The sequence below is a fragment of the Priestia sp. FSL P4-0332 genome, assembly GCF_038005845.1.
GTDB lineage: Bacteria > Bacillota > Bacilli > Bacillales > Bacillaceae_H > Priestia.
The window spans coordinates 188824-202202 of sequence record NZ_JBBOUA010000002.1; the positions used below are offsets into that span (position 1 = coordinate 188824).

General features: G+C 35.1%; 14 protein-coding genes and 1 pseudogene. 8 read left to right on the top strand and 7 right to left on the bottom strand.

Features of this window, described 5'->3' with window-relative positions:
* Positions 1 to 111: 111 nt before the first annotated feature.
* Positions 112 to 603 carry a hypothetical protein gene (locus tag MKY06_RS27885; RefSeq protein WP_053488551.1) on the bottom strand — a complete coding sequence of 164 codons (492 nt, stop codon included), beginning with the start codon at positions 601 to 603 and terminating at the stop codon, positions 112 to 114.
* A 327-nt stretch (positions 604 to 930) separates the two neighbouring features.
* Here MKY06_RS27885 and MKY06_RS27890 point away from each other — a divergent pair, with 327 nt between their 5' ends.
* Positions 931 to 1302 (top strand): DUF3888 domain-containing protein, encoded by a 372-nt coding sequence (locus MKY06_RS27890; protein WP_053488552.1) that lies wholly within the window; start codon positions 931 to 933, stop codon positions 1300 to 1302.
* A gap of 165 nt (positions 1303 to 1467) precedes the next feature.
* Here MKY06_RS27890 and MKY06_RS27895 read toward each other — a convergent pair whose 3' ends face one another.
* A complete protein-coding gene (locus MKY06_RS27895; protein ID WP_194719248.1) occupies positions 1468 to 1824 on the bottom strand; it encodes a hypothetical protein in 357 nt (118 codons plus the stop codon).
* Between the two features lie 709 nt (positions 1825 to 2533).
* Here MKY06_RS27895 and MKY06_RS27900 point away from each other — a divergent pair.
* From MKY06_RS27900 to MKY06_RS27915, 4 genes and pseudogenes are all read left to right on the top strand, one after another.
* Positions 2534 to 3715: an Alp7A family actin-like protein gene (locus MKY06_RS27900; RefSeq protein WP_013060062.1), complete on the top strand. Its 1182-nt coding sequence runs from the start codon at positions 2534 to 2536 to the stop codon at positions 3713 to 3715.
* Between the two features lie 17 nt (positions 3716 to 3732).
* On the top strand, positions 3733 to 4107 hold the full coding sequence (locus MKY06_RS27905) for a hypothetical protein (RefSeq protein WP_194758127.1): 375 nt from the start codon (positions 3733 to 3735) through the stop codon (positions 4105 to 4107).
* Between the two features lie 318 nt (positions 4108 to 4425).
* Positions 4426 to 5327: pseudogene (locus MKY06_RS27910) on the top strand (Rpn family recombination-promoting nuclease/putative transposase).
* A 515-nt stretch (positions 5328 to 5842) separates the two neighbouring features.
* Entirely contained in the window at positions 5843 to 6487 is a 645-nt protein-coding gene (locus MKY06_RS27915; protein WP_194758129.1) for a hypothetical protein, read from the top strand.
* A 21-nt stretch (positions 6488 to 6508) separates the two neighbouring features.
* On the opposite strand, the gene MKY06_RS27920 is transcribed toward MKY06_RS27915, so the two are convergent.
* The 4 genes from MKY06_RS27920 to MKY06_RS27935 all read right to left on the bottom strand — a co-directional run bounded on the left by MKY06_RS27920 (position 6509) and on the right by MKY06_RS27935 (position 9691).
* Entirely contained in the window at positions 6509 to 6793 is a 285-nt protein-coding gene (locus MKY06_RS27920) for an AbrB/MazE/SpoVT family DNA-binding domain-containing protein (RefSeq protein WP_013060057.1), read from the bottom strand.
* 104 nt (positions 6794 to 6897) lie between these two features.
* Complete coding sequence (locus MKY06_RS27925; RefSeq protein WP_013060056.1) at positions 6898 to 7110, bottom strand: hypothetical protein; 213 nt, start codon at positions 7108 to 7110, stop codon at positions 6898 to 6900.
* A gap of 241 nt (positions 7111 to 7351) precedes the next feature.
* Positions 7352 to 7552, bottom strand: coding sequence for a cold-shock protein (locus MKY06_RS27930; protein ID WP_041816937.1), 201 nt, complete (start codon positions 7550 to 7552; stop codon positions 7352 to 7354).
* Between the two features lie 1236 nt (positions 7553 to 8788).
* On the bottom strand, positions 8789 to 9691 hold the full coding sequence (locus MKY06_RS27935; protein ID WP_098278897.1) for an AraC family transcriptional regulator: 903 nt from the start codon (positions 9689 to 9691) through the stop codon (positions 8789 to 8791).
* Between the two features lie 240 nt (positions 9692 to 9931).
* On the opposite strand from MKY06_RS27935, the gene MKY06_RS27940 reads away from it, so the two are divergent.
* The 3 genes from MKY06_RS27940 (at position 9932) to MKY06_RS27950 (ending at position 11752) form a co-directional block, all read left to right on the top strand.
* A complete protein-coding gene (locus tag MKY06_RS27940; protein WP_228541119.1) occupies positions 9932 to 10480 on the top strand; it encodes a carboxymuconolactone decarboxylase family protein in 549 nt (182 codons plus the stop codon).
* Positions 10417 to 10686, top strand: a complete 270-nt coding sequence (locus tag MKY06_RS27945) for a carboxymuconolactone decarboxylase family protein (RefSeq protein WP_228541121.1) — start codon at positions 10417 to 10419, stop codon at positions 10684 to 10686. Before MKY06_RS27940 ends, MKY06_RS27945 begins: the two co-directional genes overlap by 64 nt.
* An 85-nt stretch (positions 10687 to 10771) precedes the next feature.
* Positions 10772 to 11752: an aldo/keto reductase gene (locus MKY06_RS27950; protein WP_098278898.1), complete on the top strand. Its 981-nt coding sequence runs from the start codon at positions 10772 to 10774 to the stop codon at positions 11750 to 11752.
* A 254-nt stretch (positions 11753 to 12006) separates the two neighbouring features.
* Here the strand turns inward: MKY06_RS27950 and MKY06_RS27955 are convergent, their stop codons facing one another.
* The gene (locus tag MKY06_RS27955) at positions 12007 to 13272 is read right to left on the bottom strand and encodes a Y-family DNA polymerase (RefSeq protein ID WP_194758130.1); all 1266 of its coding nucleotides are present in this window, start codon (positions 13270 to 13272) and stop codon (positions 12007 to 12009) included.
* Positions 13273 to 13379: the final 107 nt, after the last annotated feature.

Sequence of the window (13379 nt, forward strand, 5' to 3'; positions counted from 1 at the left end):
TATTCATTGAAGAAAAACCACTGATATACGCCAGTGGTTTTTCTCTTTTTAAAATGTAAATACTATATATCTTTAGTTAACATAAAACACGTTATAGGTAGTGAGAATTATTTAAAAAGGTTCTTTATTATATACTTCAAGATCTTTAAACTCTTTAAACCTATTTCTAAAATTAGTAGATATTTCTTCATCCTTACTCAAAAGTAATACTAAAGATGAGTCCCATAAAACTAATTCTGTCATTGCTTTAGGATGCTGAATAGTTGGTGTTTTAACCCAAAAATTTGGATTTCCATCAGCATAAGGTTCTTCCTTAAGCATATCTAAATCTATATGTTCGTTCTTATTGAAGGCAGAAAAGACTCCCCATGCAAAATATATTTCCTCTTTATTGGCGAGCTCTGTAAGCTTTTCACCTGTAATCCAATAAGTACTTTCTTTCGTCCCATCAGTGTAAATTCTATAATCAATAAAGTGATCAAGATACTTGTCTGGTAAAGATCCATCTAAATCAGTTAACAACCAATTGTACTTCTTCTGAAGAGTGTCAAAAGAACTTAGTATTTCTCTTAACTCGTAAAAATCCTCTAAAATAGTATTCATTTATTTCTTCTCCAAACTTTTTAACTTTATTTTAACATTTCTCTCAATGATTTCTTTGTATACCGTATACAAAGCTAGTTTACATAAACACTCTTTCCGGTACACACGCAAAAAACAAGCTCTTGGTACACAAGGACCTGTTTGCTTATTCGTTTTGTCATTTATGCAGAATTTTATACATCGTTGTTACAGCAATGCTTTAGGAGGCACTGAACGCGCGTATAGTTGCATAAAAGTAAGCTTCCAATATCGTTTTTTCACCCTCTGTATCGTCCATCTTCATATGGAGAAACTAACTAAAACAAATACTAACAGGAGGGATAACGGATGAAACGATTCATCGTCGCCACAGCTCTTGTCCTATGCTTAACAGGAAGAATGGCCACTTGTACAGAAGCTGCTCCCAAACCGTCCATCACACAAAAGCATACGGATTTCTATGATGCCTTTTTGATGCTGCTGAATCCCTATGCAGAGAAAGCGATTCGAACGAAATACCCTGATCGTAGTTATAGTTTATGGAATGCAAATATTTTGAGTTTGAAGCGTGTATCGGGTGGGTTTTCGAACTATGATTTCGTGGTGAAAGTGAAATACCATACGTTTACAGGTCCACACAACCCACCTGAAGGACCTTTGGTAATCACATTTTCGGTGAGCAATGAAGTCAAGATTCTGAAGGTTGAAGATAATGGGTAAATAAAAAGCGTTAGAAACGTTTCTGACGCTTTTTTCTTATATTGATTGAAGTGAATAGAAAAGGAATATGAGATTTTAACTGTCATTGTTGTTCCCATAAAACCATATTTCCTACATCAATGCTAAAAAAAGTTATTTTTCTTCAATGAAGGAATGGGAAAAGCTTTACGTGAAGTTTACCATATTCGGATTTATAGCTATGTAATGAGGCATCCAGCAATCTGAATTCTCAGTACCAGTTTCATGGTCATTTAAACAGACTCTGTTCATACCGTCTAAGCCATCTAAACCGCAGCATCCGTTTAAACGATCTCCATCTGGATGATGCTTAGAATTGATTAGGTCCTTCATATTTATAATAATTGTACCTTTTTCATCGACTTTATCTTCTTCATTCACAATTAAGAAATAACCTTGAGGAATATAATCTTCCTCCATTTCCTCTTTGATCAGGCTTATGTCATTTAGTTCTGTTAATACGTTAGAAATTTCTATTTCGCAACTTTTACAAACTAACTTCAATATAGTAAAACCCCTTTGACTAGTTTATATTCAAACACAACACTTATAAATATGATGCTTTTTCAATAATTTATCTAGTTAAGTGGTTTACTATTTGGGAATTCATACTGCTTTGTTTCCTATATAAAACTCCTGTTTAGTTTACCTTACCTTGTACTACTTTCACCTCAAATAACAATGATTATCGGTTCTTTAACCTTAAGGAAATATTCATAGACCTATAACATTATCCTAAAGTTGAAAAAGCGTTCAAAAAAGTATACGTTCACAAACTTTTATTTTTTATAAGTAATCTATTGTATTGATTGTTCGCTTTATCATGGAATTAAAACCCAAAAGTTTTTATATAACCACTTTTTATATTTTAAAATATAGTGTAGAAAATTTATTTTTCTAGTTAAGAATTGTTTTTGTGTGCCCTCTTATTTTCCTTTTGAAGCTTTAAAACTATCTACTTGTTTTATGTGAAATTCATATTCCCCTTATACTTTCTTTTTCATTATAAATTACTTATCATCTTTTCATTTTATGAGAACCACTCCCTAACCTTTATCTCTTAACTTTATAATAAGTTCAACTAATCAAATTTAATTGTTGATATATGTAAGTTTTTGATGATAAATAAGTTAAACTTAAGGATTGAACATTACCCCTTTTTTGTGTATAATGAGTTCAACAGAAGTTCAACTTAAAAACGAGGTGTATAGAGATGAAAATTTCACGTTTTAACAAGGACTGTGGGAACTCAGTCGATATGAACATTATGGATGGGTACCTATTTGACTTTCCAACTAACGTAGTAGAACTCCAAAAAGAAGCTGCTGATTCATTCTTTACAGATGCGGTAACAGCACCAGAAGAATTTAAGAAGCGTATCTTACTATCTACAACAATCGGTGACGAAGAGACAGAACGTTATTTCTTAGTCGGTGACATCGCAGCAAGCCAACAACTTGCAAACAATCACATTAATCACCTACATAACAAAATTACAAGCCACATTCCTTACGTAACATTTTTAGCTGCCATTGCATACTACCATGCGTTGCATGCGAAAGATCCAAAAGATAATAACATCCAGATTGACTACTTCTCTACGATGTTACCAATTTGGTTACTGAAAAAAGAAAGTACGTTTGGCGAAGCGCAAAAAGCCATGGCTACTCGCTTCCTAGGTGACCATACATTCCGTATTCATACTCCAGGATTTGAAAAAGAATTAAAGGTAGCTGTGGACGAAAGTGCTTGCCTGAAAGAAGGCGAAATCGCGCGCTTTGCGTTGAAGAAAGACCTAACACTTCAAGACCGTGAAGATGCCAATGAATATGTGGAATGTGAAACCGTGATGGTTGATATCGGTGGTGGCTCGATTGATGTCGTCATTTTACCGGAAGGATTAAAGGCTGCGAATAGCCGTGAATCATTCCAAAGTATTGAAGGTATTCCATACCTAGCGCATATTGATAAGTTACGAAAAGAGAAATTCCCAGAGTTGTTTACCGATTTACGTGCTTTTGACCAATTTATTTTAGATAACTATAGTAAACAAAAATTCGAGTTGAAAAATGAAAACACAGGCGCAGCCATTGATTTAACAGCTCAAATTACATCTTCTTTAAAAGAGTATGTGGAAATTTTACTAGCGAAGTTAAATGATGTGGCCCCACCACCGGCAAATAAAATCCGTAAATACGTATATAGTGGTGGTGTCGCTCCAACACTAGAAGTAGCGATTATGAAAAGCATGAGTGAAAAGATTGGCGAAGAACGTACAGAGAAATATCATAAAGTACCAGAAGATAGCCGTCACTTAAACTTATTTGGCCTAGAAATCCGAAGCATCGGTTACCTTCAAAAGAAACAAGCTGAGAAGAAAGCCGTTAAATCCTAACAGCGTAGGTGATAACCATGTCAGAGCGTCAAGACGCCTTTACAATTAAGACCAACCAGTTGAGTGATGAAGTCTATGACATACTTGCAAAATATGCGAAGTCTCGAAAATTAGGAGACTATATTTCATCTTTAATTGTTCGGGACCTTCATCGTTCATCTAACGACCAAGTAGATTCAGGTCACAGAACAGAAGAACTTCTTGAACATATCAATTCAGAACTGAAGGAATTAAAACAATTAGCTAAGGCTAATGGCTTTGTAGTCAAGCAAGAGGATATAGAAGACAAGCCTTCAGAAAGTCAAACCTTAAAAGAAGGTAAGATTGCAGATTTAGAACAGGTATCTGGCTCTCTAGATGATGATGATTTAGAGGAATATAGCGATTTTTAAGTAAAAAGCTACTAGGAATACTAGTAGCTTTTTTGCTTTCAGTCGTTTATTGGTTTTAAATGTATTCTCATATGTACAAAGAACGTCCTCGAATTAAAAGAATAATGGCAAAGAGGATTTTATTTATTAGCAATAGCAATCAGCACGAGTACTTCTATTTATTCTAAATACTCTTCTTGCTTCTTTGTCCGAAGAACATTCATAATTAGGTGTGATAAATACCGTATTGATACTCAATTTGTTCCTAAAGTGTTAGATAGAAGGAATCGGTACAGTCATGGTATACTAATAACAAACATGGAAATGATGGAGGGTATTATGAAAAAACGATTAGACTTGCGTGTCGACTTTGCATTTAAATCACTATTTGGCACACATGGGAATGAATCTATTTTAGCTGCTTTTTTAAACGCAGCACTCCGTTTTCCAGATGATAAAAAATTCAGATGGTGCAGTTATTAGACCCACATTTTAATAAAGAAAACCAAGAAGATAAACGCTCTATTTTAGACGTACACGCACAGTTAGAGGATGGAAGCCGCGTCAATATTGAAATTCAGCTTAATAACAAACATGACATGGAAAAACGAACACTCTATTACTGGTCTAAAATGTATAGTAGTCAAATGAAAGAAGGCATGGACTACGGAGAGCTTTGTAAAACGATTACCATTAATATTGTGAACTTCCGTTATTTATCTCATATTCATAATTATCACTCGACCTTTCAGTTATATGAGCGAGAGCAGAAATTACTTTTAACAGATATGCTAGAAATTCATTTTATGGAGTTACCTAAGTTACTCATTAAATGGCGTAACAGAGAGGTAGATCCATGAGAAGATCAACTTGTGCGATGGTTATTATTACTTGAAGCATCCGAAGATGAAGAAATCACTCAGGTATTGGAGGAGATTGCGATGCAAGAAGATCAAGTATTAAAGAAAGCGATGGATGAATGGGAACGTGTTAGCCAAGATCCAGAAGTGCTATTAGCATATGAAGCACGAAGAAAAGCATTGTTAGAAGAAAAGTCAGCGTTAAAAAGAGCTGAAAAACTTGGAGAAGAAAAAGGAAAACAGATAGGTGAAGAAATAGGCGAAAAGAAAGGAATCATAAAAGTAGCTTTAAGTATGATTCAAAAGGGTTTAGATAACCAAACAATCGCTGAATTTACAAACCTTACACCAGAAGAAATTGATAAATTACGTCGCCAATAATCATATTTTGAAAAGGTACTGCCTGATAAATTACTTTTATCAGGCAGTATCTTTTTTAACTTTTCTCTATCGACACATCTAATTTGAAGCTATGGTATTTGTAATATTAAGGAAGTCATTTCTTTTTTATAAGATTTACCCACATTTATCGTATCTTCATTACACAGTGGAATAAATGTTATTGCGTACTATAGTAGAAAAATATAAGTCTTCTATTTTTTATTAAATTGAAGACTTTTTCTTATATATCCGGCTTTAGGTTGCGCTAGCATTTTTCTTTTTTTTCACAGGCAATCCGTACTTATTAGAGTTTTCTTTTATTTTTTTTGCGATCTCTTGTGCTTCTGCCTTCGTCATTTTCATACAAAAGACTCCTCTCATGTTCTAGTATTATAAGTTTTTTCCACTATCTCAAAAAAATATACATGCTCCTCCCTCCCCTGCCATATACATGTTTTAGGTATGTACAAAAAGTCATTGTCCTAGAGATAATTTTAGATTTTAGGAGTGATTATGTGAGAGTAGAAGAGAAGAAAAGAAAAATCCGAAGTGACAAAAAACGAGATGTAAAACCGTCACTTCCAATTGATCTTAAAGAATGTATTTATCGATTGTCTTATATTACGAATACACCTGTAAAAAGTGTAGTTGAGTCAATTTGTATATCAGGCCTTGCTTCTTCAAAAGTGATGGACTATTTATCAAATTATTTTAGAAGAGGATTTAGTTTTGGCAGCACTGTGTATATGGGCGATATGTCTAAAGAGCCAATTAGACACTTATATAGAAATATAGAAAAAGAGCGTGTTTCTACTCGCTTAAAGGATGGACATGGAGAAACGTATGATGTTCTAAAACGCTTAGCTTACGCTTTAGATTGTTCTCCAGCATTAGCAGCATCTTTCTTAATTGAGGCTAGCATTAGAAATTCTGATTTTGTTGATGAATACATGACTCCCCATTTAGAAGAAGAATTGGACCAGGGAAGAATAAAGGAATTAAAAGAGGTTTTAAAATTCATCAATAAAAATAATCCTTATAAAGAAGAGTACAGTCTACACAATTTGATTTCTTATATTATGGATGAATTAAAAGTAGGAGCAACTAGTTTGGGATCTTCTGTCCAAAATTGGTTAGAGAGTATACAACATAAAAAATAATTCAATAAAAAACCTTTGAATTTATGATTCAAAGGTTTTTTGCTTGTCTTTTATTTCGTTATATAAAATTTTTGCACCTAATGGACTTAGAACTAAGTTATTTGCATATCTACGGCTTTGAGGCGTTATCTCACCTGTGATTAGACATTCATTAGATTCTTTGTATTTTTTTATCTCTATATGATCATCTTCCAATATAATCTCTACTTCATCATCTTTACCTATATCTAGTAGCTTTCTTAGCTCAATAGGAATCACTATACGACCCACTGCATCTATCTTTCTCAACGTACTTAGTCCCTTCATGCTGACTCTCCTTTTATACGTTCACAACTACAACTTTAATATTATACTATAAATGTATAAATTAACCAATAATAAATTTACAAACTCGGTTTTAGAATACAGTTTTAGAACTTTATCTTAGATTGCTCTTGTACGTAAGTACACGTACGCGCATGATCATGTGAAAAGAAATGGTCTTGTTTATGATAAACTTTTACTCCACAAGAGGGGCAAGCAAAGAAACCCACTTTAGGACCTTGAGTCACTTCGTGTGCATAAAACTCACCAGTTGTTTCAAACATCACTACATGGTTCGCTTTCTCAATCTTAGCTCTCATACAAGCATCTCCCACCTTATTTTGAGTTTAATTCCATAATAAGGTTTAATATGTTGAATTGTAAAAGAAAATGTATAGGTATAACCTACATCTGTAGAAAAAAGAAGCATGCCTATGCCATTTACGCATAAGAATGCTTCTTTTTCTACATCTATTTCTTTATAGGTAAATAAAGGTTTTCTAATCATAAAACCATAAAAAAAGACTCCTTTACAGGAGTCCTTTTTTTGATTACTTTTGATTATGATTTGTGAACGTTAGCAGCTTGTGCTCCGCGTTGACCTTGCTCGATATCGAAAGTAACTTTTTGACCTTCTTCTAATGATTTGAAACCTTCACCTTGAATAGCACTGAAATGAACGAATACATCGTCTCCGCCTTCGATTTCAATGAAACCGAAACCTTTGTCTGCATTAAACCATTTTACTGTACCTTGTGTCATAATGTTGCCTCCTGCTGTGGAATACTCCACAAATGTATTACCAATCTTGCCCAAACATACTATTTCAAGATAAAAACTTCTAATTAGGGTTTTTTCTTTTCTCAATATACCGAACAAAAATAAGTTATCTGCAGTGTAACATGTAGTAGGATTGATAGCAAATAAGGAAAACAATACCTTTAACAATTTCATCTATTCATCTTTCCCCTATCAAAAACTTATGATACGGCATAAATGGCATGGCTTTTCGATGCTCGAATACATCGAATAAAATGAATCGATACATACATATCTCTGTTTATTATAGCTATCCATAATAAGACTTCGTTATTTAATCTATCTTATAGATGAAGGATACATGTAATCCAAAAAACACCTGTTAGCTTTACTGAATTATAAATAGGCTATTGGGATATTCTATATAGGGAAGAAGGAAAACAAGTTATTGATTACAACTAATCATTACAAAGCTTCTTACATTTGGGATGAGGTGTCTACAGCAGGCATATTTCAGAAAACCTTATTGTAAATCGATGTATGTTTGATTCATAAGGGGATGGTAGTCATGAACGTAGTAAGAATATATATAATGGGTAGACAATAATATTCATTTATAATTATACAAATGAGGTGTTTGTCCCAGACCAAGAACGATTTCGTTCACATTGTATATTTTTTTAGCTCAATGCTTAAATGAGGTGTTTGTTAAAGAGAATATACTTTTTCAAGTTACTGTTTCATTAGGCAATGCAATTACGTAAATGAGGTGTTCCTTAAAGATCATATGCTGCATTAAAAGCTACTTTTTCCTTCTTCACATGACGGGATGCATAATCGTTTGCATCCCGTTTTTGTTATATATAATATGTACAGTATACTTATTTATTTGTATGTAAGGCTTCAATAAAGGTGAAATTGATTTGTTCTATTTGCTCTTCTGTTAAAACAGGTTGAGCTATTTCTACTTGCTTATTTATTCATGTCTTTTAACTCTCTGTATTACTCTGGCATAGTGGCGAATGGACGCCATTTTTCATTTTATCAAGATTCAATAAAAAAACCTTTTGTTTTAATTGTTTTTACTCATTTAGCTATGTGTACATGGATAATTATTTTTTTAATCTTTCTTCCATTAAAAATCCAGATTGTTGAAAATCTTAAAATTACTATTTTTTATCGAACTAAAGTACCCTTTAATTTAAGTACCACCTTTTACAACCTGCAATCTTTCTTTATTTAAACGTAGTGTTCTCTCATTCGCTTTATATCTACTCTAGGTGGAAAGCCAAACATTCGGGAATATTCTCGACTAAATTGCGATTGACTTTCGTATCCCACCCTGAATGCGACATCAGCTACATCTAATGACTCAGCTAATAGCAAGCGCCTTGCTTCCTGCAATCTCAGTCGTTTTTGAAACTGAATGGGACTCATTGCCGTTACATCTTTAAAATGTCGATGTAGCGATGAAACACTCATATTCGCTATTTCAGCAAGCTCTTCAATACGAAAAGACTCTTCGTAATTATTGATGATATGATCTATAACCTCTCTTATTCTAGAGGCATTGCTACCTTCTAATGCCATTTGTTCAAGCGCTTCGCCATGTGGACCTTGCAAAATCCAATAAAGAATTTCTTTTTTTAATAATGGAGCAAGAACAGGGATATGTTTTGGAGTGCCTAGCAAAGATGCTAACCTTACTACGGCGTTCAACAAAGATGGTTCTATTTCGCTAACGTACATAGCTCGTTTTGCGTTCTTTCCCTGCCCCGTTTTAAAATCTGTGCCATTCAAAACCTCTAAAACTTGGCTAGAGGTAAATTCAAGTTTGAAGGCTAAATATGGGGAATCGGCTGAGGCTTTGATGACTTGACCTGTAACTGGTAAGTCAACTGATGCCACAATATAATGGCCAGGACCGTATAAAAATCTTTCCTCTCCCAATAATACCTCCTTCTCTCCTTGGAGGATAATGCAAAAAGATGGCTCGTTAACCCTAGAAATAGGTTCAGTAATAATGGATTCGCGGATGAGAAATAAAGATGGAATGGTAGTAGGATGAACACCGTCCTGCTTGCAAAGGCGTCCAATGAGTCTAGAAAGTTCATATTGCTGCTTATAGGGTGTGTTAGACATAACTTATTCTCCTTTTCTTTATTTTCGGTTCATTATACCTGATAGTCATAGATTTTGTAAGAAAGTTTGAGAGGATTAGGCAAAAACTTGATAATAATAGGCTAAGGCTTTTTTGATATTTATGACATAATTAAAAGCGTTAAGGAAAAAGGATTTCAAAGAAGCTCACAACTAATCAACTGTAATAAAAGTAGCTAATATAAATGTGAACTTGTCTATTTTTTATCAGGAGGCTTGTTTATGAATCGTATCGAAAAGAGCGAAGAAAAATTCAAACAGCTATTTGGTGAAGGAGTACCTGGTACACATGCCACTGATCCTGATTTCCAGGACATTCTGAGCTATTTTATTTTTGGGGAAGTTTTTTATCAAGGTAATCTGGATGACAAACAGCGTGAGTTAATCACCTTGGTGGTTCTTGCTACTAACCAGACGTTACCTCAATTAAAAGCATATGTTAGTGCAGCATTGAATGTTGGGCTAACACCTGTAGAAATCAAAGAGGCGGTTTACCAATGTGCTCCGTATATTGGATTTCCGAAAACGTTAAATGCTATCAATGAAGTTAATGAGGTATTCAAAGCAAAGAATATCGCTTTACCGGTTGAAAGCCAAAAGACGGTCGATGAAGATAATCGCTTTCAAAAGGGCCTTGCAACTCAAGGAGAGATTTTTAGAGATGGCATAAAAAAAATGCAGGAGAGTGCTCCATTAAATCAAAGCATATGCAGGAATTTCTTTCTTCTTTTTGCTTCGGAGATTTTTATACTCGTAACGGACTCGATTTGAAAACCCGAGAGCTATTAACGCTCTGTATTATAAGCGCGTTGGGCGGCGCTGAAGGTCAAGTGAAAGCACATGTGCAGGGTAACATAAATGTGGGCAATGACAAGGAAACATTAATCACTGCTATCACTCACTGCCTACCATATATGGGCTTTCCTAGAACACTTAACACATTAGCATGTGTCAATGAAATTATTCCTAAAAATTAAGAGACCTTGCTGAAAAAAAGTTGTTACCGTTAAGGTCTTTTTTTAAAAAAGTGTATGACTCATTAGAAAAGTAGGGGGCAATTAAATGAAGTATGTAAAACTTGGTAATACAGGCTTAGATGTATCTCGACTTTGTCTTGGATGTATGGGTTTTGGGGACGCCAACAAATGGCTTCACCAATGGGTGCTTAATGAAGATGACTCTCGCATTGTTATAAAAGAAGCCCTGGACTTAGGGATTAATTTTTTTGATACAGCAAATGTATACTCACTGGGTACAAGTGAGGAATATCTTGGACGAGCTCTTAAGGATTATGCTAATCGTGATGAAGTTGTCATAGCAACTAAAGTACATGGACAAATGCATAAAGGTCCAAATGGCTCTGGTCTTTCCCGAAAAGCAATTATGAGTGAAATAGATAAAAGTCTTAAGAGACTGGAAACTGATTATGTAGATCTTTATATCATTCATCGCTGGGATTACGATACTCCTATTGAAGAAACGATGGAAGCATTACATGACGTAGTGAAGGCTGGAAAAGCAAGATACATTGGTGCTTCTGCCATGTACGCTTGGCAGTTCCAAAAGGCATTACATGTGGCTGAAAAAAATGGTTGGACTAAGTTTGTTTCCATGCAGAACCATTTAAATCTAATATACCGTGAAGAGGAACGAGAAATGTTACCTCTTTGTAAGGAAGAGAAAATTGGTGTCACTCCATATAGCCCTCTTGCATCAGGGAGATTAACCCGTGACTGGTCAGTAACAACACATCGTTCCGAGACAGATCAAATTCAAAAATCTAAATACGATGCCACTGCGGACTCAGATCGATTGGTTGTAGAACGGGTAGCATCCATCGCAGAAAAACATGGTATTCCTCGTACACACATTGCACTTGCCTGGTTACTACAGAAAGAACCAGTAACAGCTCCTATAATTGGTGCTACGAAAACATCACATCTTGAAAATGCAGTAGATGCTTTATCGATTAAGTTAACACCTGAAGAAATTGCGTTTCTTGAAGATCCATATGTACCACACCCAATAGTTGGTCATAACTAAGTGTTTTGCTGATAAATAGGAGGAAACCCAATCTTCTATAATGGTAAGATTGGGTTTTTCCTTACTTTAACCTTTGATTTCGTCTCCTAATATTTATTTCTATGAATACTATAGATACTGCATATTTTTATTATTGTTATCTACCTTATAAAGAAACAATAATAGGTGAATGACAATCTTTGTATACTTTATATTCACACTTATAATATACTGTTGTTAGTTTCATTCCTCTATGTTCCATCTCTTTTTCCTACTTAAGCTTTATGGCCACCCATAAGGCCGTTTCGATAACGAGCTGTTGAATAAGGAAGGTGACTAGACGCACGTAGTACACTATTCTTCCCATAACGCAGCCGAATGTCATCAATCGTTTTGGCAAGAGCATAGGCTCTTTCACGCTGATCGATGTCATCAAATAAGCTCATTTGCTCCTCTTCTTCAATGCTTGTGTTTGATAAGGAGATCCCAATGGAGCGAATCGGCATTCCATTATCATATGTATGTAAGATGGTTAAACAATACGGAAAGATATCTTGGCTTAAGTTCGAAGCTCTCCCCATTTTCTTTTGTCTGGAGAAGCCTCCACCTGTTTGTTTGCTGTAGCCAATGGATAAACGAATCGTTTGAGCCACCACTTGATGCATGTGTAAACGAAAACAAACATCGTCCAATAGCTCCAACAGCAATAACTCCACTTCTTTTCGGTTTGTATAATCACGGAATAGAATTTGACTCTTTCCAAAGGAACGAGAGCTAGGAATGTACACATCCGAAATACGACTGTAATCAATACCATTCGCATGTTGATGCAACTCTTCACCTAGTATGCCAAATTCTTTTTGCAACTTCTCCTTTGAAGAAAGAGCGAGTTCTTTGATGGTGTGAATGCCTAACCGGTGTAAGCGTCTTTCCGTAGCAGACGAGATCCCCGAGAAATCCTTCATTGGATGAATCGACCATAACTTAAAGGGAATATCCTCATAACGCCAATAAGCAACCCCTGTTGGGCTGTGCTTCGCTTCATGATCTAAGCTGACTTTAGCCAGTAAGAGATTCGGACCGATTCCTGCGGTAGCTGTCAGCCGTGTCTTGCGATAAATCTCGTTAATGATTTTATGGGCTAATTCTTCTGGTGTACGAGCGAATAAATGCAAAGAAGCTGTAGCATCAATAAATAACTCATCAATGCTATACGCATGAAAATCCTCAGGAGCCACATACTGTAACACCAAACTTGAAATATAGTTCGAAGCCTTGATATATCTCTCCATTGATGGATTCACGACATGGATATCTTTCCTTTTAGGAATTTCAAAAAGACGGCTGCCTGTTTTGATCCCTTCGTTCTTTAATAAAGGTGTGGCAGCTAGCACAACCGATCCTGACCGTTTGATATCTCCTACCACAGCAAGCCTTATTTTTAACGGATCTAATCCCCGTATGACAGAGGAAACCGAAGCGAAAAAGTTCCTCATGTCGATGCAAATAATGACTCTGTTTGGTAGCTGCCCATAATCCATTAAAAGAACTCCCCAAATAAAAGAACGTTTGTTCTCTATATTATATAAGAACAAATGTTCTTTATTCAATAAAAACGCTAAAGTTTTCCCGATTATTGTTACTATAA

What these genes read in the sequence shown, in the direction of transcription:
- MKY06_RS27930 (WP_041816937.1), bottom strand. Translation starts at nt 7,552, where the DNA reads ATGACACAAGGTACAGTAAAATGGTTTAATGCAGACAAAGGTTTCGGT.
- MKY06_RS27935 (WP_098278897.1), bottom strand. Translation starts at nt 9,691, where the DNA reads ATGTCTAACACACCCTATAAGCAGCAATATGAACTTTCTAGACTCATT.
- MKY06_RS27920 (WP_013060057.1), bottom strand. Translation starts at nt 6,793, where the DNA reads ATGAAGGGACTAAGTACGTTGAGAAAGATAGATGCAGTGGGTCGTATA.
- MKY06_RS27890 (WP_053488552.1), top strand. Translation starts at nt 931, where the DNA reads ATGAAACGATTCATCGTCGCCACAGCTCTTGTCCTATGCTTAACAGGA.
- MKY06_RS27905 (WP_194758127.1), top strand. Translation starts at nt 3,733, where the DNA reads ATGTCAGAGCGTCAAGACGCCTTTACAATTAAGACCAACCAGTTGAGT.
- MKY06_RS27945 (WP_228541121.1), top strand. Translation starts at nt 10,417, where the DNA reads ATGCAGGAATTTCTTTCTTCTTTTTGCTTCGGAGATTTTTATACTCGT.
- MKY06_RS27950 (WP_098278898.1), top strand. Translation starts at nt 10,772, where the DNA reads ATGAAGTATGTAAAACTTGGTAATACAGGCTTAGATGTATCTCGACTT.
- MKY06_RS27940 (WP_228541119.1), top strand. Translation starts at nt 9,932, where the DNA reads ATGAATCGTATCGAAAAGAGCGAAGAAAAATTCAAACAGCTATTTGGT.
- MKY06_RS27885 (WP_053488551.1), bottom strand. Translation starts at nt 603, where the DNA reads ATGAATACTATTTTAGAGGATTTTTACGAGTTAAGAGAAATACTAAGT.
- MKY06_RS27925 (WP_013060056.1), bottom strand. Translation starts at nt 7,110, where the DNA reads ATGAGAGCTAAGATTGAGAAAGCGAACCATGTAGTGATGTTTGAAACA.
- MKY06_RS27900 (WP_013060062.1), top strand. Translation starts at nt 2,534, where the DNA reads ATGAAAATTTCACGTTTTAACAAGGACTGTGGGAACTCAGTCGATATG.
- MKY06_RS27955 (WP_194758130.1), bottom strand. Translation starts at nt 13,272, where the DNA reads ATGGATTATGGGCAGCTACCAAACAGAGTCATTATTTGCATCGACATG.